23 protein-coding genes and 1 tRNA gene are annotated in these 25,758 nt (G+C 68.8%); 17 read left to right on the forward strand and 7 right to left on the reverse strand.

Features of this window, described 5'->3' with window-relative positions:
• Nucleotides 1–80 precede the first annotated feature (80 nt).
• Nucleotides 81–1,397: an EAL domain-containing protein gene (locus ABDJ40_RS05420; protein ID WP_347607069.1), complete on the forward strand. Its 1,317-nt coding sequence runs from the start codon at nt 81–83 to the stop codon at nt 1,395–1,397.
• A 32-nt stretch (nt 1,398–1,429) separates the two neighbouring features.
• Here the strand turns inward: ABDJ40_RS05420 and ABDJ40_RS05425 are convergent, their stop codons facing one another.
• Entirely contained in the window at nt 1,430–3,466 is a 2,037-nt protein-coding gene (locus tag ABDJ40_RS05425) for a S9 family peptidase (RefSeq protein WP_347607073.1), read from the reverse strand.
• 90 nt (nt 3,467–3,556) lie between these two features.
• Nucleotides 3,557–4,399 carry an AAA family ATPase gene (locus ABDJ40_RS05430; RefSeq protein WP_269631482.1) on the reverse strand — a complete coding sequence of 281 codons (843 nt, stop codon included), beginning with the start codon at nt 4,397–4,399 and terminating at the stop codon, nt 3,557–3,559.
• Nucleotides 4,400–4,487: 88 nt separating this feature from the next.
• Here ABDJ40_RS05430 and ABDJ40_RS05435 point away from each other — a divergent pair, with 88 nt between their 5' ends.
• The 4 genes from ABDJ40_RS05435 (at nt 4,488) to ABDJ40_RS05450 (ending at nt 9,861) form a co-directional block, all read left to right on the forward strand.
• Nucleotides 4,488–5,129, forward strand: coding sequence for a c-type cytochrome (locus ABDJ40_RS05435; protein WP_347607077.1), 642 nt, complete (start codon nt 4,488–4,490; stop codon nt 5,127–5,129).
• Nucleotides 5,130–5,257: 128 nt separating this feature from the next.
• Complete coding sequence (locus ABDJ40_RS05440) at nt 5,258–6,526, forward strand: HD-GYP domain-containing protein (protein ID WP_347607080.1); 1,269 nt, start codon at nt 5,258–5,260, stop codon at nt 6,524–6,526.
• Between the two features lie 187 nt (nt 6,527–6,713).
• The gene (locus tag ABDJ40_RS05445) at nt 6,714–8,645 is read left to right on the forward strand and encodes a hypothetical protein (protein WP_347607083.1); all 1,932 of its coding nucleotides are present in this window, start codon (nt 6,714–6,716) and stop codon (nt 8,643–8,645) included.
• A gap of 91 nt (nt 8,646–8,736) precedes the next feature.
• Nucleotides 8,737–9,861, forward strand: a complete 1,125-nt coding sequence (locus ABDJ40_RS05450) for a DUF484 family protein (protein WP_347607086.1) — start codon at nt 8,737–8,739, stop codon at nt 9,859–9,861.
• On the opposite strand, the gene ABDJ40_RS05455 is transcribed toward ABDJ40_RS05450, so the two are convergent.
• From ABDJ40_RS05455 to ABDJ40_RS05465, 3 genes are all read right to left on the reverse strand, one after another.
• The gene (locus ABDJ40_RS05455) at nt 9,845–10,348 is read right to left on the reverse strand and encodes a hypothetical protein (protein ID WP_347607089.1); all 504 of its coding nucleotides are present in this window, start codon (nt 10,346–10,348) and stop codon (nt 9,845–9,847) included. The genes ABDJ40_RS05450 and ABDJ40_RS05455 overlap by 17 nt on opposite strands.
• Nucleotides 10,349–10,432: 84 nt before the next feature.
• Nucleotides 10,433–10,522, reverse strand: a tRNA-Ser gene (locus ABDJ40_RS05460).
• A gap of 40 nt (nt 10,523–10,562) precedes the next feature.
• Nucleotides 10,563–11,195, reverse strand: coding sequence for an FMN-binding negative transcriptional regulator (locus ABDJ40_RS05465; protein WP_347607092.1), 633 nt, complete (start codon nt 11,193–11,195; stop codon nt 10,563–10,565).
• A gap of 138 nt (nt 11,196–11,333) precedes the next feature.
• Between ABDJ40_RS05465 and ABDJ40_RS05470 the strand changes: the two genes are divergently transcribed.
• Nucleotides 11,334–12,227, forward strand: a complete 894-nt coding sequence (locus ABDJ40_RS05470) for a LysR family transcriptional regulator (protein WP_347607095.1) — start codon at nt 11,334–11,336, stop codon at nt 12,225–12,227.
• A 9-nt stretch (nt 12,228–12,236) separates the two neighbouring features.
• Here the strand turns inward: ABDJ40_RS05470 and ABDJ40_RS05475 are convergent, their stop codons facing one another.
• Nucleotides 12,237–13,064, reverse strand: coding sequence for a symmetrical bis(5'-nucleosyl)-tetraphosphatase (locus tag ABDJ40_RS05475; RefSeq protein ID WP_347607098.1), 828 nt, complete (start codon nt 13,062–13,064; stop codon nt 12,237–12,239).
• 118 nt (nt 13,065–13,182) lie between these two features.
• Between ABDJ40_RS05475 and ABDJ40_RS05480 the strand changes: the two genes are divergently transcribed.
• The 4 genes from ABDJ40_RS05480 (at nt 13,183) to ABDJ40_RS05495 (ending at nt 18,119) form a co-directional block, all read left to right on the forward strand.
• Nucleotides 13,183–14,484 (forward strand): hemolysin family protein, encoded by a 1,302-nt coding sequence (locus ABDJ40_RS05480; protein WP_269631473.1) that lies wholly within the window; start codon nt 13,183–13,185, stop codon nt 14,482–14,484.
• A complete protein-coding gene (locus ABDJ40_RS05485; protein WP_347607101.1) occupies nt 14,481–15,227 on the forward strand; it encodes a SapC family protein in 747 nt (248 codons plus the stop codon). Before ABDJ40_RS05480 ends, ABDJ40_RS05485 begins: the two co-directional genes overlap by 4 nt.
• A gap of 211 nt (nt 15,228–15,438) precedes the next feature.
• Nucleotides 15,439–17,061, forward strand: a complete 1,623-nt coding sequence (locus ABDJ40_RS05490; protein WP_347607104.1) for an amidase — start codon at nt 15,439–15,441, stop codon at nt 17,059–17,061.
• Between the two features lie 419 nt (nt 17,062–17,480).
• Entirely contained in the window at nt 17,481–18,119 is a 639-nt protein-coding gene (locus ABDJ40_RS05495; protein WP_347607107.1) for an N-acyl amino acid synthase FeeM domain-containing protein, read from the forward strand.
• A gap of 103 nt (nt 18,120–18,222) precedes the next feature.
• Here ABDJ40_RS05495 and ABDJ40_RS05500 read toward each other — a convergent pair whose 3' ends face one another.
• On the reverse strand, nt 18,223–19,047 hold the full coding sequence (locus tag ABDJ40_RS05500; protein ID WP_347607110.1) for an IclR family transcriptional regulator: 825 nt from the start codon (nt 19,045–19,047) through the stop codon (nt 18,223–18,225).
• Between the two features lie 94 nt (nt 19,048–19,141).
• Between ABDJ40_RS05500 and ABDJ40_RS05505 the strand changes: the two genes are divergently transcribed.
• From ABDJ40_RS05505 to ABDJ40_RS05535, 7 genes are all read left to right on the forward strand, one after another.
• On the forward strand, nt 19,142–20,101 hold the full coding sequence (locus ABDJ40_RS05505; RefSeq protein ID WP_347607403.1) for an MBL fold metallo-hydrolase: 960 nt from the start codon (nt 19,142–19,144) through the stop codon (nt 20,099–20,101).
• 71 nt (nt 20,102–20,172) lie between these two features.
• Nucleotides 20,173–20,715, forward strand: coding sequence for a VOC family protein (locus ABDJ40_RS05510; RefSeq protein ID WP_269631468.1), 543 nt, complete (start codon nt 20,173–20,175; stop codon nt 20,713–20,715).
• A 40-nt stretch (nt 20,716–20,755) separates the two neighbouring features.
• Complete coding sequence (locus tag ABDJ40_RS05515) at nt 20,756–22,438, forward strand: FAD-dependent oxidoreductase (protein ID WP_347607113.1); 1,683 nt, start codon at nt 20,756–20,758, stop codon at nt 22,436–22,438.
• Nucleotides 22,435–22,644, forward strand: a complete 210-nt coding sequence (locus ABDJ40_RS05520) for a DUF2783 domain-containing protein (protein ID WP_347607116.1) — start codon at nt 22,435–22,437, stop codon at nt 22,642–22,644. Before ABDJ40_RS05515 ends, ABDJ40_RS05520 begins: the two co-directional genes overlap by 4 nt.
• A 78-nt stretch (nt 22,645–22,722) precedes the next feature.
• Complete coding sequence (gene fahA, locus ABDJ40_RS05525; RefSeq protein WP_347607119.1) at nt 22,723–24,042, forward strand: fumarylacetoacetase; 1,320 nt, start codon at nt 22,723–22,725, stop codon at nt 24,040–24,042.
• Nucleotides 24,043–24,269: 227 nt separating this feature from the next.
• Entirely contained in the window at nt 24,270–24,944 is a 675-nt protein-coding gene (locus ABDJ40_RS05530; RefSeq protein ID WP_347607122.1) for a hypothetical protein, read from the forward strand.
• Nucleotides 24,945–25,051: 107 nt separating this feature from the next.
• Nucleotides 25,052–25,447, forward strand: a complete 396-nt coding sequence (locus ABDJ40_RS05535; protein WP_347607125.1) for a hypothetical protein — start codon at nt 25,052–25,054, stop codon at nt 25,445–25,447.
• Nucleotides 25,448–25,758 lie beyond the last annotated feature (311 nt).

The raw sequence follows: 25,758 nt of genomic DNA on the forward strand, positions 1-25,758 counted from the left end.
GCGCTTGCTGCAGGCCACGCCGCAAGCCTGACGCAAGGCGGGGGCTTAGCATCGCGGGATCGATTCTTGCCGGAAGCGCCATGAACCAGGACGTGGAGCGGACCATGCAGGCCCTCTATGCCGCCATCCAAGAGGAGGACGGGCGCTGGGTGGGCCAGCACCAGGGTTTGCGCATCAGCAGCCAGTTCCAGCCCATCTACAGCCTGCCGCACCGCAGCCCGGTGGGCTACGAGGCCCTGGCGCGCTTCGCGACACCGGCGGGCGAGGCGCTCGATCCGGGTCAGGTCTTTGCGCAGGTCCAGGCGCAGGGGGAGGGCGCGGGCTCGCAGATGCAGCTGGACCGCCTGTGCCGCCTGCTGCATGTCCACAACTTCGTGACGCAGCAGGTGCCCGACTGCTGGCTCTTCCTCAACATCCATCCCGAGGTCTTCGTCAGGGCCGCGCATGAGGCGCCGATGCTGGCCCGCGCCGTCAGCACCGTCGAGCAACTGGGCCTGCCCATGCACCGCCTGGTCTTCGAGGTCACCGAGGAGATCATGGCCCAGGGCGCACGCTTCGAAGACGCCGTGGAGCGCGCCCGCGCCACGGGCTGCCTGCTGGCCCTGGACGACTTCGGCGCCGGGCATTCCAACTTCGACCGGGTCTGGCGCATGAAGCCAGAGATCGTGAAGCTGGACAAGAGCCTGCCCCAGCGCGCCCTGGCCTCGCCGCGCATTGCCCGCATCATGGCGCAGATGGTGGCGCTGCTGCACGAGTGCGGCGCGCTGGTGCTGCAGGAGGGCATCGAGGGGCGGGACGACATGCAGCTGGCCCTGGATGCCGACGTGGACCTGCTGCAAGGCTTCGGCCTGGGCCGGCCCGCCGCCGACCTGCTGGCGCCTCAGGCCAATCCCACCATCGACGGCTTCTGGGACCTGATCGAGGACCGCCAGATGCTGGGCCGCGAGCGCGACGACGAGCTCCTCCAGCCCTTCCGCAGCGCCGTGCTGGCCGCCGTGGGCCGGCTGCAGGCCGGTGACAGGCTGGACCAGGCCTGCCAGGGGGTGCTCTCGATCGCGGGAGCGCAGATGTGCTTCCTGCTCGACGAGCACGGCCATGATCTGGGCATGCGCATCCACCCGGACGTGCAGTCCGACAGCCCCGACCTGCGCTTTGGGCCGCTGGACGCCTCGGGCGATGCGCGCTGGTCGCGCCGGCCGTATTTCCGTCGGGCCATGGCCGCGGTGGGCACGCTGCAGGTGACGCGGCCCTACCTGAGCCTGCACGGCGCGCGCATGTGCGTGACCCTGTCCCTGGCCTTCTGGCAGGATGCGCGGCTGCGCGTGCTCTGTGCCGATGTGGACTGGGGCGAGGGCGAGGAGCGCGGCCTCGGCCGCCCGCGCCGCGTCGCCCGCTGAATCCACTGAACCCGCTGAACCTGCCGAACTAGCTAGCCGCGCCTGCGCGCGGGCGCCCGAACCGTCTTGCGTGCCGCCCCGCGCCGTGCCGGGTCATGCGTCGCCAGCCAAGCCAGGAACTCGGCATACCAGAGCTGGCTGTTCTGTGGCTTCAGCACCCAGTGGTTCTCGTCGGGGAACCACAGCAGGCGGGCGTCCACGCCGCGGGCCTTGAGGGTGTTGTAGTAGGCCAGGCCCTGCGCATCCGGCACGCGGTAGTCCTGGGCGCCGTGGATGACCAGGGTGGGTGTTTCCATGCGATGGGCAAAGGCATGCGGGCTCTGGGCCGCCACGCGGGCCGGGTCGTCCCAGTACCAGGCGCCCAGCTCCTTGGCGTGCCAGGTGTAGGCGTCGTCCGCGAACATGGCCTGCCAGTCGTAGCAGCCGGCGTGGCAGACATAGGCCTGGTAGCGCCCGGCCTTCACGTGCCCGTTCATCCAGGCCACCAGATAGCCGCCAAAGCTGCCGCCGCCGGCGAAGACACGGTCGCGGGCGACCCAGGGCTTCTTCAGCAGCCAGTCGGTCGCGGCCTCGATGTCCTGCAGCTCCAGCTCGCCCCAGCGCTGCGTGATGGCGTCCTTGAAAGCCTGTCCGTAGCCCGAGGAGCCGTGGTAGTTCACGCAGGCCACCACATAGCCCTGCGCGGCCAGCAGCTGGGCGTTCCAGCGGAAGTGCCACATGTCGCCGAAGGCCGAGTGCGGGCCGCCGTGGATCAGGTGCAGGACGGGGCGCCTGCGCTTGGCGTCGAAGCCGGGCGGGTAGGTCAGCCACATCTGGACCTCGTCGTCCTGCGCGCCCTTGAAGCTCACCGGCTCGACACGGCCCAGGCGCAGGGGCTTGAGCAGGGCATCGTTGAAGGTCTCGATGCGCAGAGGCGTCTCGCCCTCCATCACGCTGAGGCGGGGCGGATGTTGCGCGCTGTCATGCAGCACGACCAGGGTACCGGCCTGCAGGTCGAAGGCCGCGGCATGGCCGCCCTCGAACTGCGTGAAGGCGGCGCAGGTCTTGACGTCGAAGCGCCAGAGGTGGCGCCGGCCTTCGTCCTCGGCGCAAAAGAGCACGCCCAGGTCGTCTTCGTCCCAGCGCAGCGGGGCCTGGACCTCGCGGTCCCAGTCCTCGGACAGCACGGCCCAGTTGCCGTGGGTGTCCAGCACGCCCAGCTGGTCGGGCATGGTGTGCCTGAGGCCGCGGTGGCAGGCCAGGAAGGCCAGGTGGTGGCCCGCGTGGCTGTAGACCGGCGCATGCAGATGCCAGCCGTCCTCCTGCAGCAGCGTGCGCACCTGGCGGCTGCGGACCTCCACCTCGGCCAGCGCGAAGCAGTGATCCAGGCGCTTCTCGGCGGCCGGGTCGAAGGCGAAGACGATGCGCCGGCCGTCGGGGGAGATGTCAAAGCAGTCGGCGTCGGGTTCGGAGCGGCTGAGCTCCCAGTCCGTGCCCTCGAACAGGTCGCGGAACTTGCCGCTGCGCGTGTCCAGCACGTGCAGATGGGGCACGCGGTCCATGGGAACGTGGTGGTCCCAGAAGCGGTAGAGCGCCTCCGAGGTCACATAGCCGCTGGTTTTGCGGGCCTGGTGCGCGGCCCAGGCTCTGGCCTGCGCGGCCGCGCCCTTGAGCTGCGGCCAGACCCAGGCCACGAAGGCGATGTGGCGGCCGTCCGGGAACCACTTGAAGGCCTCGACGCCCATGGGCAGGGAGGTGGCGCGCCGCGCCTCGCCGCCGTCGGGGGCGATGAGGTAGAGCTGCGGGCTGTCGTCCCTGACCCCGTCCTGCTCGCGGCGGGCGATGAAGGCGATCTGGTCGCCCAGCGGGCTCCAGCGCGGGCTGCCGTCCTTGTCGCCGGACTGGGTCAGGCGGCGGGGTTCACCGCCCAGCGTGGAGAGCAGCCACAGGCTGCTCTGGCTGTTGTCCTTCTCGAGCGAGGGGCTCGTGAGGCTGGCCACGGCCTGCGCACCGTCGGGCGAGAGGCTGGGCGCGCCGAGGCGCTCGATGGCCCAGAGGGCCTCAATGCTGAAGGTCTTGCTCGTGGCCATGCGCCTTGCTCCTCGTCATGCGGCACGCTGGTGTGTGCACCGGGCCGCAGTGTAGGGGCGACGAGGCAGGGAAATCTGCCGCGCTGGCGCTCAGCGGTTGCGGCTCTGCATGAAGACCAGCTTCTCGAAGAGGGTCAGGTCTTGCTCGTTCTTCAGCAGCGCGCCCACCAGGGGAGGGATGGCGACCTTGTCGTCCTGCGCCCTGAGCGCGTCAACGGGGATGTCCTCGGCCAGCAGCAGCTTGAGCCAGTCGATCAGCTCCGAGGTGCTGGGCTTCTTCTTGAGGCCGGGCAGGTTGCGCACGTCGTAGAAGGTCTTGAGCGCCGCGGCCAGCAGCTCCTTCTTGAGGCCGGGGAAATGCAGGTCGGCGATGCGCTGCATGGTCTCGGCCTCGGGGAACTTGATGTAGTGGAAGAAGCAGCGGCGCAGGAAGGCGTCCGGCAGCTCCTTCTCGTTGTTGGAGGTGATGAAGACCAGGGGGCGGTGCTTGGCCCGGATCATCTGCCGCGTCTCGTAGCAGTAGAACTCCATGCGGTCGAGTTCGCGCAGCAGGTCGTTGGGAAACTCGATGTCGGCCTTGTCGATCTCGTCGATCAGCAGGGCCACGGGCGTGTCCGACTCGAAGGCCTGCCACAGCACGCCCTTGACGATGTAGTTGTGGATGTCCTTGACGCGCTCGTCGCCGAGCTGGCTGTCGCGCAGGCGGCTGACGGCGTCGTACTCGTAGAGGCCCTGCTGCGCCTTGGTCGTGCTCTTGATGTGCCACTGCAACAGCGGCAGGCCCACGCTCTGGGCCACCTCCTCGGCCAGCATGGTCTTGCCGGTGCCGGGTTCGCCCTTGACCAGCAAGGGGCGTTTGAGGGTGATGGCGGCGTTCACGGCCAACATCAGGTCGGCGGTGGCGACGTACTGCTCGGAGCCTTGGAACTTCATGCTGTGGATCAATGCGGGTAAGCCTGCAAACCAGTATAAGGTCCGTCCCTATAATGCGCCCCGGTGTCAGATCAAGAACTTCGGGACCATGAACAAACTGTTGAAGCTCACCTTCGCCGTTCTCGCTGGCCTCACTGCTGTCAGCGCGCAGGCGCAGGACGTCAAGGCGGGTGAGAAGAAGATCGCCATGTGCATCGGCTGCCACGGCATCGTCGGCTATCAGGCGACCTTCCCCGAAATTCACAAGGTGCCGATGATCGCTGGCCAGAATGCCAAGTACATCGCCTCGGCCCTGAATGCCTACGCCAAGGGCGAGCGCAAGCACCCGACCATGCGCGGCATCGCCCAGTCGCTGAGCGAGCAGGACATCGCGGACATCTCCGCCTACTACGAGCAGCAGGCCCAGGCCCCCGCCGCCGGTGACGCCGCTGCGGCGCCGGCCAATGTGGCCGAACTGCTGAACAAGGGTGCCTGCGCTTCCTGCCATGGCGCCAACTTCAGCAAGCCCATCGACGGTGCCTACCCCAAGCTGGCCGGCCAGCACGCCGACTACCTCTACGCCGCGCTGAAGTCCTACCAGACCGAAGGCAACCCTTACGTGGGTCGCGGCAACGCCATCATGGCTGGCCAGGTCAAGCAGTTCAGCCATGCCGAGCTGAAGGCCATCGCCAAGTACCTGGCCTCGCTGGGCGGCGAACTGCGCACCGTGCCCCAGAGCAAGATGCGCTGAGCGCCCGCACTGTGTCGGATCAAGCCGCCTCGCTAGGCGGCTTTTTTGTGTCCGATTTGGCTTTTCATCGGGAGGGGCACCGTCGATACTGGGCAGCAGATTTCCGCTCCAGTTCCCACCCGCCTCCCATGCTCAAAAGAATACCGACCCAGCACGTCCGGCTCGGCATGTTCTTGCAGTCCATGGAAGGTTCATGGCTGTCCCACCCCTTCTGGAAGACCAAGTTCGTGCTGCGCGAGCAGAGCGAGGTCGACGCCTTGCTCAAGAGCGGTGTGGTCGCCGTCTGGATTGATGTGGAGAAGGGCCTGGACATCCAGGAGGCCGAGCCCAGGGTCGAACCGGTGCCTGAGCCCGCGCCTGAGCCCGCGCCCCAGCCTGCCAAGCCCCAGGAGCCTCGGCCGCTGGTCGCCGCCCCTGTGCCCGCCGCAACGCCGCCCGGCATGCGCGCCAGCCTGCACGACGAGATGGGCCGCGCCGCGCAGATCGTCAGCCGCTCCCGGGCCGCGGTGATCAACCTCTTCGGCGAAGCCCGCCTGGGCAAGGCCATCGATGCCGAGCAGTGCCTGCCGCTGGTGGAGGAGGTCGCCAATTCGGTGTCGCGCAACCCCTCCGCGCTGATCAGCCTCGCCCGGCTCAAGACCAAGGACGACTACACCTACATGCACTCGGTGGCGGTGTGCGCCCTGATGGTGTCCCTGTCCCGGCACATGGGCCTGGACGAGGCCCAGACGCGTGAGGCCGGTCTGGCGGGTCTGCTGCATGACGTCGGCAAGATGGCCATGCCCATCGACGTGCTCAACAAGCCCGGGCAGCTGACCGACGACGAGTTCGCTGTCATGCGCTCCCACCCGGTGCGCGGCTACGAGATGCTGCTGGAGGGCGGCGCCGTGCCGGCCGCGGCGCTGGATGTCTGCCTGCACCACCACGAGAAGATCGACGGTTCGGGCTATCCCAAGAAGCTCAAGGGAGAGGAAATCTCGCTGCTGTCCCGCATGGGAGCGGTCTGCGATGTCTACGACGCCATCACTTCCACTCGCCCCTACAAGAACGCCTGGGACCCGGCCGGCTCCATCCAGCGCATGGCGCAATGGACGGGCCACTTCGACCCGGCCGTCTTCCAGGCCTTCGTCAAAAGCGTGGGCATCTACCCGGTGGGGACCCTGGTGAAGCTGCACTCCGGGCGGCTGGCCGTGGTGGTGGAGCAGAGCCCCGTGCGCCTGACGGCACCGCTGGTGCGGGTCTTCTTCTCGACCAAGTCGCAGCTGCCCATCCCCACGGAGCTGGTCAACCTGGACCTGCCCTCGGCCACGGACCGCATCGTCTCGCGCGAGAACCCCGCCGACTGGGGCTTCAAGCACCTGGACGAACTCTGGATGAAGGCGCCGGGGCAGGCCTGATCTTCCGGCCCTGTCTGAGGGGCAGCCGTCGGCCAAGGCGCGCGATATCGGCTGTTTAGCGGCGCTTTTGAGCCCTTCGCACGGCGGCTGCTGCCGGGATACTGCCTCCATCCGTCTCCTGACGATGGCCCAGCCCCTGCCCACCATGCCAGCCTCGCCCCTGCACTCCCCGCGTCCTTCCACGTCCTTGCGCCTCCTGCCTGCGGCCGGTCGATGGCTCAGCTGGAGCCTGGCCTTCGCATTGGCGGCCTGCGGTGGCGGAGGAGGCGGGGGCAGCAGTGGCACGGACACCGGCAGCACCACGCCGCCGGTGCTCAGCGGCGTGGCCGCCACGGGCGCCCCGCTGGGCTCGGCCAGCGTCACAGTGCTGGACGCCAGCGGCGCCACGGTGGGCACAGGCAGCACCCATCCCACCGATGGCAGCTACAAGATCACGCTCGGCAAGCAGAGCCCGCAGGCGCCGCTGCTGGTGGAGGTGCGGGGGCTCAACGCCCTGGGCGACATGGTGCTGCTGCACTCGGCGGTGCCCAAGACCTCGGCCAGCATGGTGGCCAATGTCTCTCCCCTCAGCGAGGCCCTGCTGGCCCTGACCCTGGGCGATGCGCCCCGCACCGTGTTCAACGACGTGGCGGGCAACAGCAGCGCCGTGGCCCTCGTCGGCACCCAGCTCGCGGCTGCCTCGGACTTCCTCAAGACCTTGATCAAGTCCAATATCAGCGACGCCAAGATCACAGACGCCACCACCCTGGACCTGCTCGGCGACGCCAGCTTCGCCGCGAACAAGGGCGCGCTGGACCTGCTGATCGAGGCCCTGCGGGTGGACCTGGGCAGCGGCAGTGCCGGTGCGCCGCAGCTGCTGCTGGCCAACAAGCTCAAGCCGGGGGCGCCTGTCGAGGTGGTGGTGGACCTGCCCGCCCTGAAGGCCGAGCTGGCCAAGGGCAGCTCGGCCACGCCGCTCAATGCCGTCACCAGCACGCTCAAGGCCACGACCGGCGCCACCACCCTGCTGCCCAACGCCGCCAGCCTGGACGAGCTGCCGGCCGCGATCAACAAGATGCTGGCCCAGGGCCTTTCGGCCAGTGCGATCAGCAGCCACAGCCTGCTCTCGGCCTTCACCGTCAATGACAGCCGGGACAAGAACTCCATGGCCCTGTACTTCGCGGACCTGGCCAGCAAGAACCAGCAGCTGGGTCGATTCCAGATCGTGGCCTGCCTGGACGATGTGTTCGCCTCCGGCAACTGCACCCGTCTGCAGGTCAGCGCCTACGTGACGGACAGCGCTGGCAAGGTGCTGGACATCTTCCAGACCACGGTCAACTACCTCAAGTCGACCACCGCGGGCGTGCCGTCCTGGCGGCTCTACGGCAACGGGCGCTCGCTGGAGTTCAACGTCATCCCCATGACAGTGGCGAGCTTCGGGGGCGATGGCAGCCTGAAGTCCGGTACCACGGTCAATCCGCGCGCTGGTGTGCAGCTGGACCTGCAGGGCCAGACGCTGGACGCCCCCATCACCAGCGCCCTGGACAGCGGCGTGGTGCAGACGCCCAACGGCTTCGCGATTGCCATGGCCTACTGCGCCCGTGCCCGCATGTGCATCACCAAGGTCCCCGGTGCCACCAGCACCACGGCCACCGGGCAGGCCACGGACTACGCCCTGCTGCAGGACAGCGTCGGCTGGATCGGCGGGGCGGACGCCCAGCGCTCGGCCAAGTACAGCGTCAGCTTCACGCCGCCCGGCAGCACGGCCCGGACCCAGCCGGCCTACCTGCGCGCCGAGGTGCCCGTCGCCCCCGCGACCAGCCGCTTCCCGATGATCGACGAGCTCGGCACCAGTGCCCTGCTGGGCCGCCAGCTCAGCTTCGGGCGCAAGTACAGCTGGGCCAAGTGGGCCGCCGACAACCCGGACATGCGAATGCTGAGCATGCGGCTCGTGCAGGGCACCGACCCGGCTGCGCCCTCCATCCGCGAGATCAAGCTGGCCCTGCCGGTGAGCACCGAGCAGACCCTGGGCCCCAGCGTGCTGCCCGGCGGCGCCACGCCGACGACCAGCGAGCTCTGGCTGACCGCGGCGGACTCGCAGGGACGGCGTTTCCAGAGCCGCTTCGTGCTGAACTACTGAGTCTGGCCTGCTTGCCGGGGCCGTCCCGGGCGCATGCCGCTACAGTTGCCGCATCCGCCCCCGAGGCCCCATCTTCCCGGCCCTTTATCGCATGACCGAGGCGCTCCAAGCCCAGAACGACCAGCTCCGTCGACGCCTGGAATCCCTGCTGCAGCAGGCGCGCAGCAACGAGGAGAAGCTGCGGCGCTTCGAGCGCCTGGAGCATGCCCTCATCGGCGCTGGCTCGCTGCCGGATCTGCTGCGCGTGATCCTGCAGGACTACCGCGAGAGCTTCGAGCTGGACGCCGTGGGCCTGTGCCTGCTGGACGCCGGCGGCGATCTTCAGCGCTGCCTGGACGAAGCCGGCACGGATCTGGCGGCCTCGCTGCCTGGGCTCCAGCTCTTGGGCACGGCCTCCGAGCAGCCTTTGCTGCTGCAGCTGGGTCAGAGGCCCGCTCTGGGGCAGTTCCAGTCCTGGCGCCATGCGGCCCTGTTCGGACCAGAGCGCGTGCCTGGCCTGGCTTCCTGCGCTGTGCTGCCCCTGGTGCGGCAGGGCCAGCTGATCGGCAGCCTCCAGTTCGCCAGCCGGGACGTCTCGCGCTACGAGGTCGACGCCGGCACGGAGTTTCTGGAGCGCCTGGCGGCCGTCGTCGCGATCTGCCTGGACAACGTGCTCAACCAGGAACGCCTGCGCCAGGCTGGCATCACCGATGCCCTGACCGGGCTGCACAACCGGCGCTACTTCGAGCAGCGCTGCCCCATCGAGGTGGGGGAGGCGCAGCGCCACGGCCATGGGCTGGCCTGCCTGTTCCTGGACGTGGACCACTTCAAGCGCATCAACGACAGCTACGGCCATCCCGTGGGCGACGAAGTGCTGCGCCAGGTCGGCCAGCGCATCCGCCAGCAGCTGCGGGCCGGTGACACCATCGCCCGCTACGGCGGCGAGGAGTTCGTCGTGCTGCTGCCGCGCTGCCCTGACGAGCATGCCCTGGAAACCGCCGAGCGCATCCGCCGCGCCCTGTGCGAGACCAGCGTGGAGCTGCCAGACGGCGTGCGTCTGCCGGTGACGCTGTCGGCGGGCCTGTCCCTGCTCTCCCTGCTGCTGTCCAGCTCACAGCTGCCGCAGCTGGCCAGTGGCCTGGTGGCGGCGGCCGATGCGGCGCTCTACGCCGCCAAGGCGCAAGGGCGCAATCGCATCGTGATGGCGGGCCGGGGCGCCTTCAGTCCAGGCGGCTGAGCGCCGGATCCAGCGCCGCGCCCCTCGCGCCCGGCCCGTGGGGCTGGCGCGCAGGCAGCAGGCGGAACCCCAACCAGGCCCCCACGACGATGGCCAGGCTGTTCTGCAGGCCCCAGAAGGGCGGCATGCGGGCCGAGGTGAGCAGGGTGAAGGGCGACCAGACCTTGGTGACATCCAGCTCGGCCAGCAGGAAGAAGCCGGCGGTGAAGGTGAACACCATGGCCAGCCCCATGCCGATGCGGTACCAGAGCCAGCTGCTGCGCCGGCTGCGCTGGCGGGTGCGCAGGCTGAAGTAGGTCCAGGCCACGGCAAGCAGCAGCGAGGGCAGGGCCAGGCCCAGCAGGCGCAGGAAGACCGCGAGGCCATCCAGGCGTCCGACCAGGAGCCAGTTCAGCGGTGTGGAGGTCGCGGCCACGGCAGCGGCGAGCCCGCCCACGTAAACGACGAATCCGGAAAGAAAGGCCAGGGGGCGGCGATGGCTTTGCATGCGTTGAACTGCTGCGCTGCGTCAGCCGCAGGATGCGGCCGGGGCCATGCTAGCGCCGCGGTGTTCGGGCGCCACGTGAATTGTTGGCGGAGACGGTGAGATTCGAACTCACGGAGGGGATAAGCCCTCGGCGGTTTTCAAGACCGCTGCCTTAAACCACTCGGCCACGTCTCCCGGTGGAGAGCTGCGGATTCTAGCCTTCAATCGCCACGGCTCAGGTCGCCGGACCGGCTTCCAGGCGTTCGCGGCGGCGCATGGCCAGGGCCAGCGCGTGCTGGCCGTAGCGTTCGAGGCCGGCGTAGGTGTCTTCCATCACCTCGGGCGGATCACCCTGGCCGAGCTTGAACTGCGCCTGGGTGTCCAGGATGCGGGCCCTGAAGGCCACGATGTGCTGGGCGAGCTGCGCCTTGCGGGCGCCCATCTCGCTGGCATGCCATGGGCGAGGGTAGGGAGCCTCGACGTGGGCGACCAGGGTGTCCAGGGCGGCTGCCGCGGCCTCGGGGCTGTCCTCCAGCGTGATGTGGACCTGCAGGTGCACGGCCTCGTAGTTCCACGTGGGCGCGTAGCGGCGGTCGCGGAACCAGCTGGTGGAGATGTAGCCCTGAGCACCGCTGAAGGCCACGAGGGCACGCGGCTGGCGCCGGATCAGCGCCAACTGCGGGTTGTGCCGGGAGAAGTGGCCGATGAGTACGCCTTCGCCCCGGGTGTCGCGCTGCAGGACCAGCGGCAGGGGCGAGGCCTCGATCTGCGTGCCCTCGCTGCTGATGACCAGGGCCAGGGGGTGGTGGGCGATCAGGCGGTCGATCTCGCTGGCATGGCGGGGGCGGAAGATCTCGGGGGTGTTCATGGCGCGGCTTGGCGAGTGGGGGGATGACTGAATTCTTGGCCTTGCCGCGCGTTGATCGCACAGCAGATTTGCAAGCATGGCTGGCAAAATTGCTGTTCTGTTCTGGCCGCGTCGACGGCAGCCAGGGAAGGAGCGGCGATGAAGGACTCGATGCCGGACTGGGATGACCTGCGCCTGCTCGCCCAGCTGGCCAGGGCGGGCGGGCTGGAGGCTGCGGCGGGAGCGCTGGGCATCAGCGCGGCCACGCTGTACCGGCGGCTGCAGGCCGCGGAACGCCAGCTCGGCGTGCGCCTCTTCGAACGGGGCCGGGCGGGCTACAGGCCCACGAGTGCCGGCCAGGAGGTCGTCGCGCTGGCGCAGCGCATGGCCCAGGAGGTGCAGGCGCTGACGCACAGCGTGAGGAGCCGCCAGGCCTGGCCCGGCGGCCTCGTGCGCCTGAGTGCGGGTGACACCTGGATGAGCGGACCGCTGCCCGCCCTGCTGGCGTCCTACCAGAGCCGGGCCCAGGTGCAGCTGCAGGTCGGCACGGCCAACACGCTGACCGACCTGATCCACGGGGATGCCGACGTGGCCCTGCGCACCGGCGGCGTCTCGCCCGAGTCCCTGGTGGGGCGGCGCCTGGGCTGGGTCGCGGCCACGGTCTATGCCTCGAAGAAGCTGGGCGGGGTCCGGGCAGACCGGCTGGACACCCTGCCGTGGGTGGGGGTCGACGAGACGCTCGCCCACCTCGATTCGGCGCGCTGGCTGGAGCAGCAGGGCCTGGGGCAGCAGGTGTGCATCCGCACCCATTCGCTGGTGCACGTCCACCAGTTTGTCCGCCAGGGGCTGGGCCTGGGGGCGATCCCCTGCTTCCTGGGCGATGCCGATCCGGGCCTGCGCCGCGTCTTCGACCCGCCCCGGGACTGGCGCAGCGAGCTGTGGCTGCTGACGCGCCCGGAGCTGCGCAAGGTGCCGCGCATCCGCCTGCTGCTGGACGCGCTGTACGAAGGAACGCGGCCGTTGCTGGACCTGATCGAGGGGCGGGGCGCCTGAGGACCCGCCTCAGCCCGGCTGCTGCGCCTGCGCGCAGCGCACCTGGATGATGTCGCTGACGCGGCCCTGGGCGTCCAGCGCCGCCGCGCTCAGCGAGCCGCCCCAGACGCAGCCGGTGTCCAGCGCCAGCAGGTCGTGCCGCTGCTGAAGGCCCAGGGTGGACCAGTGGCCGAAGGCGATGGGCTGGCCCGCGCTGCGCCGGCCGGGCACCTCGAACCAGGGCATGAAGCCCTGCGGAGCCTCGCCGGCGCCGTCCTTGGTCTTGAACTCCAGCTGGCCCTCGGCCGAGCAGAAGCGGATGCGGGTGAGCACATTGACGATGAAGCGCAGCCGGGCCGTGCCCTGGAGGCCGTCCTGCCAGCGGTCCGGCTCGTTGCCGTACATCTCGTGGAGGAAGCCGGCGAGCTCCGGGCCGCGCAGCAGGGACTCGACCTCCGCTGCCAGCGCGAGCGTCTGTGCGCGGTCCCACTGCGGCACGACGCCGGCATGGACCAGCAGCCAGCCCTGCGCTTCGGCCGCCATGCGCTGGTGGCGCAGCCAGTCCAGCAGGGCCTCGCGGTCGGGAGCCTCGAGGATGTCGCGCACGGTATCGCTCTTGCCGGGCTTGCGCACGCCGTGCGCGGTGGCCAGCAGGTGCAGGTCATGGTTGCCCAGCAGGCACTGCGCGGCATCGCCCATGCCCTGCAGGCGGCGCAGGGTGCGCAGCGAGGCGGGGCCGCGGTTGACCAGGTCGCCCAGGCAGTGGATGCGGTCGCGCGAAGGGGAGAAATCCAGGGTCTGTAGCAGGCGCTCCAGCGCATCGCAGCAGCCCTGCAGGTCGCCGATCAGGTAGTTCATCACCGGGATTGTGCGGTCGGAAACGCCACGGGCTTCTGCTACGCTTGCGCGCTTCGACTGGTTTTTTCGCGCCTGGCCAGGGTTTCCCCCGAAATGCTCCTGCCGCCCGGCGCCCCCCATGGATACCGCCTTACTTCTCTTTCTGCTGCTGCTCAACGGTTTCTTCGCGATGTCTGAAATGGCCCTGTCGGCCAGTCGCAAGGCGCGGTTGCAGGTGCTGGTGGAGTCGGGTGAGTCCGGGGCGCAGGCCGCCATGGACCTGCACGACGACCCCACCAAGTTCCTCTCGACCGTCCAGATCGGCATCACCTCGATCGGCGTGCTCAACGGCATCGTCGGCGACGCGGCCTTCTCCGCACCGCTGGCCGCCTGGCTGAAGACCGTCACGCCCTTGCACGACCGCGCCCTGGAGGTCACCGCCACCGCGCTGGTGGTGTTGATCATCACCGTGGTGACCATCATCTTCGGCGAGCTGGTGCCCAAGCGCCTGGGCCAGATCTACCCCGAGACCGTGGCCCGCATGGTGGCGCCGCCCATGGAGTTCCTCTCGGTGGTGGCCCGCCCGCTGGTGCGCTTCCTGAGCTTCTGCACCGAGGCCACGCTGGGTCTGATGGGCCTGCGCGGCAAGGCCCAGCGCAGCGTGACCGAAGAGGAGATCGCCGCCAGCCTGGAAGAGGGCCTGGACGCTGGTGTCATCGAGCAGCACGAGCACCAGATGGTGCGCAACGTCTTCCGCCTGGACGAGCGCCAGATCGGCTCCATGATGATCCCCCGCGGCGAGATCGCCTGGCTGGACGTCGAGGACACGCCCGAGGCCGTGCTCAAGATGCTGCAGGCCCACGGCTACAGCCGCTACCCTGTCTGCCGGGGCGGGCTGGACGACGTGCTGGGCATCGCCACCGCCCAGGGCCTGCTGGCGCGGGTGCTGGCGGGGCAGGACCTGGCCCTTGGCGAAGACCTGGAGCCCTCGGTCTTCGTGCCGGAGACCCTCTCGGGCATGGAGTTGCTGGAGCACTTCCGGGCGTCCAATGCGCCCCTGGTCTTCGTGGTCGATGAATACGGTGAAGTGCAGGGCGTGATCTCTGTGCGTGATGTCTTGGAAGCGATCGCGGGCGAGTTCAATGCGCCCGGGGATGGCGATGCCTGGGCGGTGCAGCGCGAGGACGGGAGCTGGCTGATGGACGGCCTGATCCCTGTGCCCGAGCTCAAGGACCGCCTGGGCCTGAAGGAACTGCCCGAAGAGGATCGTGGGCGCTACAACACCCTGGCCGGCATGGTGATGCTGCTGCTGGGGCGCTTGCCGCGCACGGCCGATGTGGTGGAGTGGAACGCCTGGAGATTCGAGGTCGTGGACCTCGATGGCAAGCGTGTGGACAAAGTGCTGGTCAGCCGACTGGCGGAAGACGGAGAGAAAGAATGAGCACCCCCCCGATGTTTGGCAGCGTGGTTCCCCTGGACCGCGAGGCTCACAAGAAGCTGCACCTGCGCACGGACCTGTCCACGGTGGACAAGGTCAAGGGCCTGAACTCGATGTTCCTGACGACGGTCGAGTTCTCGGAAGCCTGCAAGGAATTCCCCATCGTCTTCGTGCGCGCCGGTGAGGCGCCCAAGGACGGCGGCAAGCAGCCCGTGGCCCCCCTGGCCGTGCTGGGCCTCAAGCCCGGCCACAACCTGTTCGTCGAAGGCGACAAGTGGACGGCCAATTACGCACCGGCCTATGTGCGCCGCTATCCCTTCATGATGGCCCACATCGATGACCAGGGGAACATGGCCCTGTGCATCGACGACCAGTGGGCAGGCTTCTCCGACAAGGACGGCCAGGCCCTGTTCGCCGCCGACGGCGAGGCCACCGAGTTCCTGGTCAACGCCAAGAACTTCGTCGAGAGCTACGAGCGCGAAACCGAGCGCACCCGCGCCGCCTGCCACGAGCTGGTCGAGCTGGGCATCCTGCAGGACATGCGCTTCGAGTCCACCAACGAAGCCGGCAACAAGGTCGATGTCGACGGCTTCATGACCGTGGACGAGAAGAAGCTGGCCGAGCTGGACGACGCCACGGTTGTGCGCCTGCACCGCAACGGCCTGCTGGCCCTGCTGGAGATGCACCGCCTGTCCCTGGGCAATATGGCCCGCCTGGCGCAGCTGCAACTGGCTCGCAAGGACTGAAACAGCATCTGACCGCGCCCACGCGGTCGGCAAGGCACCAGGGGCAGGGCAACCTGCCCCTTTTTCATGGGTGTCGCGGGCAGGCGCCGCTTTGCTGCGGCCGCGGCCCGGCCTGTGCAGGCTTGTTGCATTCGTCGGGCTTGTACCGAGGCTGCAGTCACAAGCCGCTGTCAGAATCCAGCGTCCCTTTTCGTTGGGGGTTGACAGGCACATGAACAACATCCTGAGCCGCCGCGGCTTTGTCGCGGGTTCCCTGCCCTTGAGCGCCGCGCTGACGGCTGCCCTGGGTCCCGCCGAGGCATTGCCGGCCGCCCGGCCCGCCGCCCAGTCGCCAGGCCTTAATGCGCCGTGGGACCAGATGGACGTGCGCGAGCTGCAGGCCGCCCTGCGTGAGGGCAAGCTCAGCTGCGAGCGCCTGACGCGCCACTACCTGCACCGCATCGAGATGCTGGACCGCCGCGGCCCGCAGCTGCGCTCGGTGATCGAGCTCAACCCCGACGCCCTGTCCCAGGCCCGCCAGCTCGATGCCGATCGGCACAAGGCGGAGCGCGGCCCGCTGTACGGCGTCCCCGTGCTGATCAAGGACAACATCGCCACCGCCGACCGCATGGCCACCACGGCGGGCTCCCTCGCCCTGGCGGGGCTTCACGCGAAGCGGGACGCCTTCATCGTCAAGCGCCTGCGCGAGGCCGGCGCCCTGATCCTGGGCAAGACCAATCTCAGCGAGTGGGCCAACATCCGTTCCAGCCGCTCCACCAGCGGCTGGAGCAGCCGCGGCGGCCAGACCCGCCACCCCTATCTGCTGAACCGCAATCCCAGCGGCTCCAGTTCCGGCTCCGCCGTGGCCATGGCCGCCGGGCTGTGCGCGCTGGCCGTGGGCACCGAGACCGACGGCTCCGTGACCTCGCCGGCCAGCATCTGCGGCATCGTGGGCCTCAAGCCCACCCTGGGGCTGCTCAGCCGCGACGGCATCATCCCCATCGCCAGCTCGCAGGACACCGCCGGGCCCATGACGCGCTCGGTGCGCGACGCCGCCCTGCTGCTCCAGTGCATGGCGGGCCGCGACAGCCGCGATGCCGCCACGCAAGACCTGCCCCCGGGCGCGGCGCTCGATTTCGAGGGCGCCCTGCGCAAGGACGCGCTGAAGGGCGCGCGCATCGGCGTGATCCGTGCCGCCATGCCGCCCCAGCCCCAGGTCATGGCCCTGTTCGAGCAGGCCCTGGAGGTGCTGCGCCAGCAAGGCGCGGTGCTCGTCGACAAGCTGGAAATTCCCAACCAGGCCAAGTACGCCGAGACCGAGCTGACCGTGTTGATGCACGAGCTCAAGGCCGGCCTGCGCGACTACCTGGCCGAATTCCAGCCGGATGCGCCCGTCAGGAACCTCGGCGAGCTGATCGCCTGGAACCGCCAGCATGCCGGCACCGTCATGCCCTTCTTCGACCAGGAGCTCTTCGAGCAGGCCGAGGCCACCGAAGGCCTGGAGACGGCCGCCTACCGCGAGGCGCTGGCCACCAACCGCCGCTACTCGCGTGCCGAGGGGCTGGATGCGCTCTTCGCCGAGCACCAGCTGGACGCCGTGGTGGCGCCCACCGGCAACGTGGCCTGGCTCACCGATCCCGTGCTGGGCGACCACTTCACCGCGGGCGGCTTCACCACGCCCTTCGCCGTGGCCGGCTATCCCCATATCACCGTGCCCATGGGCATGGCCGCGCGCCTGCCCGCCGCCCTGTCCTTCGGCGGCCTGGCCTGGCAGGACGCCAAGGTGCTGGGCCTGGCCCATGCCTATGAGCAGGCCAGCCGCCGGCGCGTGCTGCCGGCCTTTCTGAAAGACTGAAGGCTCGGCGCTGGACGCGAATGGACGAGGGGGGCACTGGACGAGGGTCAGGCCTTGCCGGGGTCAGGCCTTGCGAGGGTCAGGATTTGTCACAGGAGCCCGGGGACGTGGCGGCAGGCCCACAGGAAAGATCCGGGAAATCCCAGCGAATCCGGTGTTAACCCTGTGCTGATTTGGTCCATGTCAGAGGGGCTGGTGTAAGACTTTGTGTATGTTGTACGAAGCGATGTTTTTAACGGTTTTGATTCCGAATCGTCGCTAGACTGCGTCGACCTTGAACACCTTGAGGGAGTCTTTGGATGTTTGCTGACAGTGCAGGTTTTCTTGCCGCCGGGGCCGTTGACGCCCTGCGTGCGACCCTGCGGTCTGGGGGCGCCAACACCATTGCTCCCGTGCGAGCGTTCCGCATCAGTGCGGCCATGTCTGCCAGCCAGCGCCTGCAGGCGCGCGAGCTGGTGGGGCGCAAGTACGCCGCGCGTGGCTATGCCATCGCCGCCAAGGCCGGGCAGGCCGCTGCCAATGGCCGTGAAGGCCAGGAAGCCGATCTGCTGACCCTGACCGCCGCCCGCGAAGGCACTGTGCTGGGCACCCTCAGCGTGCGCTTCGACGGCAGCGAGGGCCTGGCCGCCGACCAGGTCTTCAAGACCGAGATGCGCCAGCTGCGTGCCGGCGGCCGCCGTCTCTGCGAATTCACCCAGTTGGCCATGGACATCGACGAAGCCTCCAAGCGCGTCCTGGCCTGCCTCTTCCACATGGCCTATCTGCAGGCCTTCCGCCTGCGCGGTGCCGAGCTGCTCGTGGTGGAGGTGAATCCTCGTCACGTGGGCTACTACCAGCGCATGCTGGGCTTCCGCATCTGCAGCGAAGAGCGCATGAACCCCCGTGTGAAGGCCCCGGCCGTGCTGATGTGCCTGGACTTCCAGTACGCCCAGCAGCAGGTGCTCCGCTACGGTGGCCAGCCGCACCTGGGCCCGGTGGCGCGCTCCCTGTACCCCTTCGGCTACTCGCCCTCGGAAGAGGCGGTGCTGCTGGAGGAGCTGACGGCTTCCCGCCAGTGAGCGCCTCCGGCCCCCGCTTGCACGCATGATCAACCGGCTTCGGCCGGTTTTTCATTGCCTGTTTCAGTGCTTCGGGGTCAGGTCTGGTGCCTGCGGGCGGCCCTCAGGGATGCTGGGCTGTCATGCCGCCGTCTCGCCAGCCCAGCTGCCGGGACAGTTCACGGGCGACGCGCTTGAGCTCCCGGGCCGGCAGGCCCGTCTCCTGCAGCTCGAAATTGCCGCTCGGGCCGATGGCCGTGAGGCTGAGCACCATGCGCCCTCCATCATCGAACACGGGCGCTGCGAGGGCGGAAACGCCTGCCACTACCCCGTCGCGGGACTGGGCCAGGCCCACGCTGCGGGTCTCGGCCAGGATGCGCTCGAAGGCCGGGCTCAGCGAGGGTGGCTCGCCGTCTGCGGCCTCATTGAGGCGCAGGGCCTCCAGGACCTGGGCCTGGGGGAGGAAGGCCGCGAACAGCCGTCCCGAGGCCGTGCCGCGCAGGCTCATCACCGTGCCATGCCGCATGCTCACATGCACCGGTGAGGGCGCTTCTGCCACCCGCACGATGGTGGGGCCGCGGTTGCCCCAGACGGCGATCGCCACCGTGTGACCCAGGCTCAGGGCCAGTTCCTCGATGCGGGGGGTGGCCAGGCGCACCGGTTCGTACTGCTGCAGGCTGATCAGGCCCAGCTGCAACGCCAGGGGGCCGAGACCGTAGCGCCCGCCGCCGGCTTCCTGTTCCACCAGTCCCAGCTTGATGTAGCTCACCAGATAGGGGTGGGCCTTGGCGGGCGTCATGCCGGCTTCGCGGGCCAGGTCCTTCAGGGCCAGGGGACGGCCCTGGTGGGCCAGGGCGATCAGCAGCTGGCCGCCCACCTCCACGCTCTGGATGCCGCGCGGGCCGCGGGTTTCGCTGTCTTTGCCGGGGAAATCGGTGTCGTCGGACATGGTGCGCAGATCGGGGTGGCGGCGCATTATCGGGTGCGCTGGTGTTGAGATCTCAAATTAGATATAGTCAAACGCATTCGCAAGGATTGAATTGATCATGAGCAAGACCTTTGCCTCCCAAGCCGATCTGGAAGAGAAGCGCGTCAGCTTCGAGAAGCTCTCGGACCACGCCTACGCCTACACCGCCGAAGGGGACCCGAACACCGGCATCGTGATCGGCGATGACGCGGTGATGGTCATCGACACCCAGGCCACGCCCGTAATGGCTCAGGACGTGATCCGCCGCATCCGCGAGGTGACGGACAAGCCCATCAAGTACGTCCTGCTCTCGCACTACCACGCGGTGCGCGTGCTGGGCGCCTCCGCCTATGAGCCCGAGCACATCATCGCCAGCCAGGACACCTTCGACCTGATCGTCGAGCGCGGCGAGCAGGACAAGGCCAGTGAGATCGGCCGCTTCCCGCGTCTCTTCCGTAATGTCGAATCCGTGCCCGCCGGCCTGACCTGGCCCACCTTGACCTTCACCGGCAAGATGACCCTGTGGCTGGGCAAGCTGGAGGTGCAGATCCTCCAGCTGGGCCGTGGCCACACCAAGGGCGACACCGTGGTCTGGCTGCCCCAGGACCGCGTGCTGTTCTCGGGCGATCTGGTCGAGTTCGATGCCACGCCTTATGCCGGCGACGCCTACTTCCAGGACTGGCCGCAGACCCTGGAGAACCTCGCCGCCCTCAAGCCTGCCAAGCTGGTGCCCGGCCGCGGCGCCGCGCTGCAGACGCCGGAGCAGGTCCGTGCCGGCCTGGAAGGCACTCGCGCCTTCGTGTCCGAGCTCTATGCCGCCGTGAAGGCCGGCGTGGCCGCCGGGCGTGACCTCAACACCGTCTACCGCGAGGCCTATGCCGCGCTGGAGCCGAAGTATGGCCAGTGGGTCATCTTTGCCCACTGCATGCCCTTTGACGTGACCCGTGCCTTTGACGAGGCCAGCGGCCACACCCATCCCCGCATCTGGACCGCCGAGCGCGATGTCGAGATGTGGCGCGCCCTGGAAGGCCAGTGAGCGTCACCCGCAAGACCTGACCCCTGACCTGACGCAAGACCTGACCCCCAACGAGGACCCGAGGAGAAGCCATGAAGATCGAACGCATCCACCACGTCGCCTATCGCTGCAAGGACGCCAAGACCACCGTCGAGTGGTACGTCAAGCACCTGAACATGGACTTCGTGCTGGCCATCGCCGAGGACAAGGTGCCGTCCACCCAGGCGCCGGATCCCTATATGCACCTGTTCCTGGATGCGGGCAACGGCAACATCCTGGCCTTCTTCGAGCTGCCCAACTCGCCCGACATGGGCCGGGACACCAACACGCCTGAGTGGGTGCAGCACATCGCCTTCAAGGTCGACAGCGTCCAGACCCTGGAAGAGACCAAGGCCCGCCTGCAGGCCGCGGGCATCGAGGTGATCGGCGTGACCGATCACACCATCTTCAAGAGCATCTACTTCTTCGACCCCAACGGCCACCGCGTCGAGCTGGCCGCCGATGTCGGCACTCCCGAGATGTACAAGGCCCTGGACGCCTGCAAATGGGAGATGCTGGAAGAGTGGAACCAGACCAAGCGCGCACCCAAGCACGCCGCCTGGATGCATGACAAGGCGCTGGCCGCACCGCAGTAAGCCCGCCACCCAGCGCCATCGGCACCCTGCAGGACCGACCATGCTCAGCACCTACCAGTACCCCGTCTTCGACTACTACCAGAGCGAGGAGCAGCGCCTCGGCCAGCCTCAGGCGCACACCGTGGTGGTGGTGGGTGCCGGGCCCATAGGCCTGAGCCTCGCGCTGGACTGCGCCTCCCGCGGCCTGCGTGTGGTGGTGCTGGATGACAACAACAGCGTGAGCATCGGCTCCCGCGCCGTCTGCTACGCGAAGCGGACCCTGGAGGTCTGGGACCGCCTGGGCGTGGCCGAGCCGCTGGTGCAGCAGGGCGTGAAGTGGAAGGTCGGCAAGGTCTTCCATGGCGAAGGTCTGGCCTACCAGTTCGACCTCCTGCCCCAGGACCGCCACAAGCTGCCGGCCATGATCAACCTGCAGCAGTACTACCTGGAGGAACGCCTGGTTGCGGCCTGCGAGGCTTCGCCCCTGGTGGAGCTGCGCTGGAAGCACAAGCTGCTGTCCTTGACGCAGGACGATGACGGCGTGAGCCTGCAGGTCGAGACGCCCGACGGCATCTTCCCCATGCGCACCCAGTGGCTGCTGGCCTGCGACGGCGCAGGCAGCGACACCCGCCGGATGCTGGGCGCGGAGTTCCGCGGGCAGGCTTTCCAGGATCGCTTCCTGATCGCCGACGTGGTGGTCGAGCCTCAGGCTGCCGATGCCGCCGACGACGGCTTGCGCGGCCACGGCGCCACCCTGCGCCGCCTGGGCGCCGAGCCGGAACGCTGGTTCTGGTTCGATCCGCCCTTCCATCCGGGGCAGTCGGTGCTGCTGCACAAGCAGTGCGCCAACGTCTGGCGCATCGATTTCCAGCTGGGCTGGGGCGCCGATCCGCAGGAGGAGAAGAAGCCCGAGCGCGTGATCCCGCGCATCGAGGCCATGCTGGGACCTGACGTGCCTTTCACGCTGGAATGGGTGTCCATCTACCAGTTCGCCTGCCGCCGCATGGAGCGCTTCCGGCATGGCCGCGTGCTCTTCGCGGGCGACGCGGCACACCAGGTGTCGCCCTTCGGCGCGCGCGGTGCCAACACAGGCGTGCAGGACGCCGAGAACCTGGCCTGGAAGCTGGCGGCCGTCGTCCACGGCGATGCGCCTGCGACCCTGCTGGACAGCTACGACCACGAGCGCACCTTCGCGGCAGACGACAACCTGCTGAACTCCACCCGCTCCACCGACTTCATCACGCCCAAGAGCCGCGCCTCGCTGCGCCTGCGCAATGCGGTGCTGGAGCTGGCGCGCACCGAGTCCTTCGCGCGGCCGCTGGTGAACAGCGGTCGGCTGTCCACGCCCACGCCCTATCTCGACAGCAGCCTCAGCACGGCCGATGCGGCCGATGCCGGCTTCCCGCAGGGCAGCCCGCGCCCGGGGCATACGCTACTGGACGCGCCGCTGCGCGTGGGCGGGCAGTCCGGGTGGCTCAGCGAGCAGCTAGGGCGCGGCTTTCAGCTGCTGAGCTTCGGCCCGGCCCGGCCGCTGCAGGTGGGGCGCGTGGCGGTGGAGGTGCTGGAGGTGGGGCGCGACCTCATCGACAGCGAAGGCCTGCTGGCCCAGCGCTATGACGGACGCCCCGGCACCGTCTACCTTTTCAGGCCCGACCAGTACGTGGCGGCCCGCTGGCGGCATTTCGATGCGGCCCGGGTCGAAGCGGCCGTTCGCAAGGCCCTGGCACAGGAGCTCCCGGCATGAATACGACCCACCTGATTCGCACACCCAACCTGCCGGACCCGGACGGCTTCTACGAGCAGCTGATCGATGCGCAGCGCGACCTCTCCGACGAGCAGGCCGACCTGCTGCTCGCCAAGCTGGTGCTGATCCTGTCCAATCACATCGGCGACCGCCACGTGCTGGCCGAGGCCCTGCAGCTGGCGCGCGCCAACACGCTGGGCGCCTGAGACCTGCGATCGATTTCCCCGCCGGACCGAGGGCCGGCTTCCCCTGAAAATCCAAGCGACGACAAGACCAAGACTGCCATGAGCCTCATCGACCACACCCACGACCCGGCGGCACAGAGCTGGGTGGCCAGCGCCAACACGCCCGACACCGAGTTCCCGATCCAGAACCTGCCCTACGGCCTCTTCCGCCGCGCCGGCAGCAATGACAGCGCCCGTGTGGGCGTGGCCATCGGCGACCAGATCCTGGACCTGCGCCTGGCCGCCGCGGCCGGCAAGTGGAGCGCCGCGGACGCCGTGCTGCTGCACCACCTCGCCCAGGGCGACCTCAACGCCGTGATGGCCAAGCCCGCCGCCCAGCGCCGCGCGCTGCGCCATGCGCTCTTCGCCGCCCTCCAGGCCGGCTCGAAGCAGGAGACCGCCCTGGCCACCTGCCTGGTGCCGCAGGCCGAGGCCCAGATGGCGGTGCCCTGCCGCATCGGCGACTACACGGACTTCTACACCGGCATCCACCACGCCACCACGGTGGGCAAGCTCTTCCGTCCGGACAATCCGCTGCTGCCCAACTACAAGTGGGTGCCCATCGGCTATCACGGCCGCGTGTCCTCCATCGGTGTCAGCGGTACCAGCGTGCGCCGCCCCCTGGGGCAGCTCAAGGCGCCTGATGCCGCCGTGCCTGTGCTGGCCGCCTGCAAGCGCCTGGACTACGAGCTGGAGCTGGGGCTGTTCGTCGGCCCGGGCAATGCGCTGGGCGAGCCCATCCCCATGGCCGAGGCCGAGTCCCATGCCTTTGGCGTGACCCTGCTCAACGACTGGTCCGCCCGCGATGTGCAGGCCTGGGAGTACCAGCCCCTCGGCCCCTTCCTGGCCAAGAACTTCGCGACCACGATCTCGCCCTGGATCGTCACCATGGACGCGCTGGAGCCCTTCCGCTGCGCCTTCGAGCACCCGGCCGAGGACCCCCAGCCGCTGCCCTATATCGACAGCGAGCAGAACCGCCGCGAGGGTGGCTACGACATCGAGCTGGAAGTCTGGCTGCAGACCGAGGCCATGCGGGCCGCCGGCCAGCCAGCCGCCCGCCTCATGCGCTCCAACTTCAAGCATGCCTACTGGACCCTGGCCCAGATGCTGACCCACCACGCCAGCAACGGCTGCAACCTGCAGCCGGGCGACCTGCTGGGCACCGGCACCCAGTCCGGCCCGAACCCGGAGGAGGGTGGCTCCCTGTTGGAACTGAGCCTGGGCGGCAAGCAGGCTTTGTCCCTGCCCAACGGCGAGACCCGCACCTTCCTGCTGGATGGTGACACGGTCATCCTGCGCGGCTACGCCGTGAAGGACGGCGCGCGCCGCATCGGCTTCGGGGATTGCGCGGCGACCATCACGCCGGCGCCGATGCTCTGAGGATGCATTGATGTCTGGCAGGCAAGGGGCGCGCTGCGCTGGTCGGCTGGGCCGGTCCCCGAAGCGCGCCAGGTCCTCGCCCCTCTTGCCGTCCCGCTGGTGCTCTCCCGGGCCTGCAGAGACACTTGCACCGGATCGAGAGCTGGGACAGGATCCTCCCACCGCTGGTGCGGGGGGCTTGCCTCAGCCCGATCCATCTGCTTCTCCCCAGCAACGACTCCTGCCCCATGCCGCTCAATCCACACCGGAAGGCGCGTCTGCGGATCGTCGTTCTGGTCCTCGCCCTGCTCATCCTCCTCGTCTGGCTGGGGGTGCTGCTGACGCGGCGTAGCTCGGCTGAACCGGACGAGGTCCAGGCGTACCGCCAGTCTCGGCCCGTGTCGTTGCCGGCCCTGGACTTCCGCTTCGACGAGCTGTCCGAAACCTGGACCGAGGCGGACCTGCGGCGCCAGTTCCCCCAGGTGCAGTTCGACTGCGGCAAGGTCCCGCCAACGTCAGATCTCGGGGAGTGGGGCTGCGGTGCGGAAATATTCACTCACAATGGGGTGGAGGCCATGCGGGTGTCCTTCTTCTTCCATGACGGACACCTGGACAGCGCCAGCGTCAACGTACCCAAGTGGACCCACAAGAAGGCCCTGCATTCCGTTCTGGCCTTGTACGGCCAACCGGCCGGCCTTCAGTCCCCGCCCTCTGCCGATGGCCTCCGCCTGGTGGCCTGGCGGCTCAAGGACGGCAGTGCCCTGTTCTACAACCGTGACCGGCCGATCGCCATGCCCTGGAGCGCCATGTTCTGGGTCAGCCAATCGCGGTGCAAGCAGCGCGGTTGCATCGTCGACCGCGCGGCCGATGGGCGCTCGGCGACACCCGATCTCCCTGATGCCGCGAGCGCGATCCGGCCTTGAGGCTGCACCGGCTGGCCTGCTGCCGCGGCGAGTGCCTCGTGGCCCAGGCCCTGAGGAAGCTATCCTGCGAGACGATCTCGCTCCTGGACCGATGTGAGGAATCCTTCATGAGCCTGGACTCCTTGCCGCGTATCGCTTCGCTGTGCCTGCTGCTCGCCTGCGCCGAGACCCTGCATGGCATCGCCCGCACGACCCTGCTCATTCCCCGCATCGGCAAGGCGCGCGCGATCAAGCTCAGCGCGCTGACCGGCACGCTGCTGGCGTTCCTCATCTGCTGGTGGTGGGTGCCCGGCGTCGGCCTGCGCTCGGCGGGCGCGCATCTCGCGCTGGGCCTGGGCCTAGCCGCCTTCATGGCTTGCTTCGACATGGCCATCGGGCGATGGCTGATGCGGAAGTCCTGGGCGAAGATCTGGCCTGACTTTGATCCGCGCAGCGGCAACTACCTGCTCCTGGGCCTGCTGAGCCTCAGCTTGATTCCGCTGCTGGTGTGGCTGGGGCATTGAGTCGGGCCCGCATGCCTGCCCGGCCTCGGGGCTGTGAAGGACAGCCGTGATCGCGGGTGGCGCCATGAGCCGCCCACAGGCCTGGCAAGCGCGCCCGGCGATCGAGCCTGGAGGGAGCGCCTGGCAATCCCCCGTGGCCCGGGAGCATGGAAAGCGGCAGTGGCAAGCGCACTCGGCAAACGCACTCGGCAAACGCCACGGAAGAGCCAAGCGGCAAAAGCAAAAGCGGCAAATGCTGGTGGCAAATGCAGGCGGCAAATGCAGGTGGTTATGGCAGATGGGGAATGCAGAGGGGAATGCAGTGGGGACAT

The organism is Roseateles flavus (genome assembly GCF_039872765.1).
Taxonomy (GTDB): Bacteria; Pseudomonadota; Gammaproteobacteria; order Burkholderiales; family Burkholderiaceae_C; genus Roseateles_B; species Roseateles_B flavus.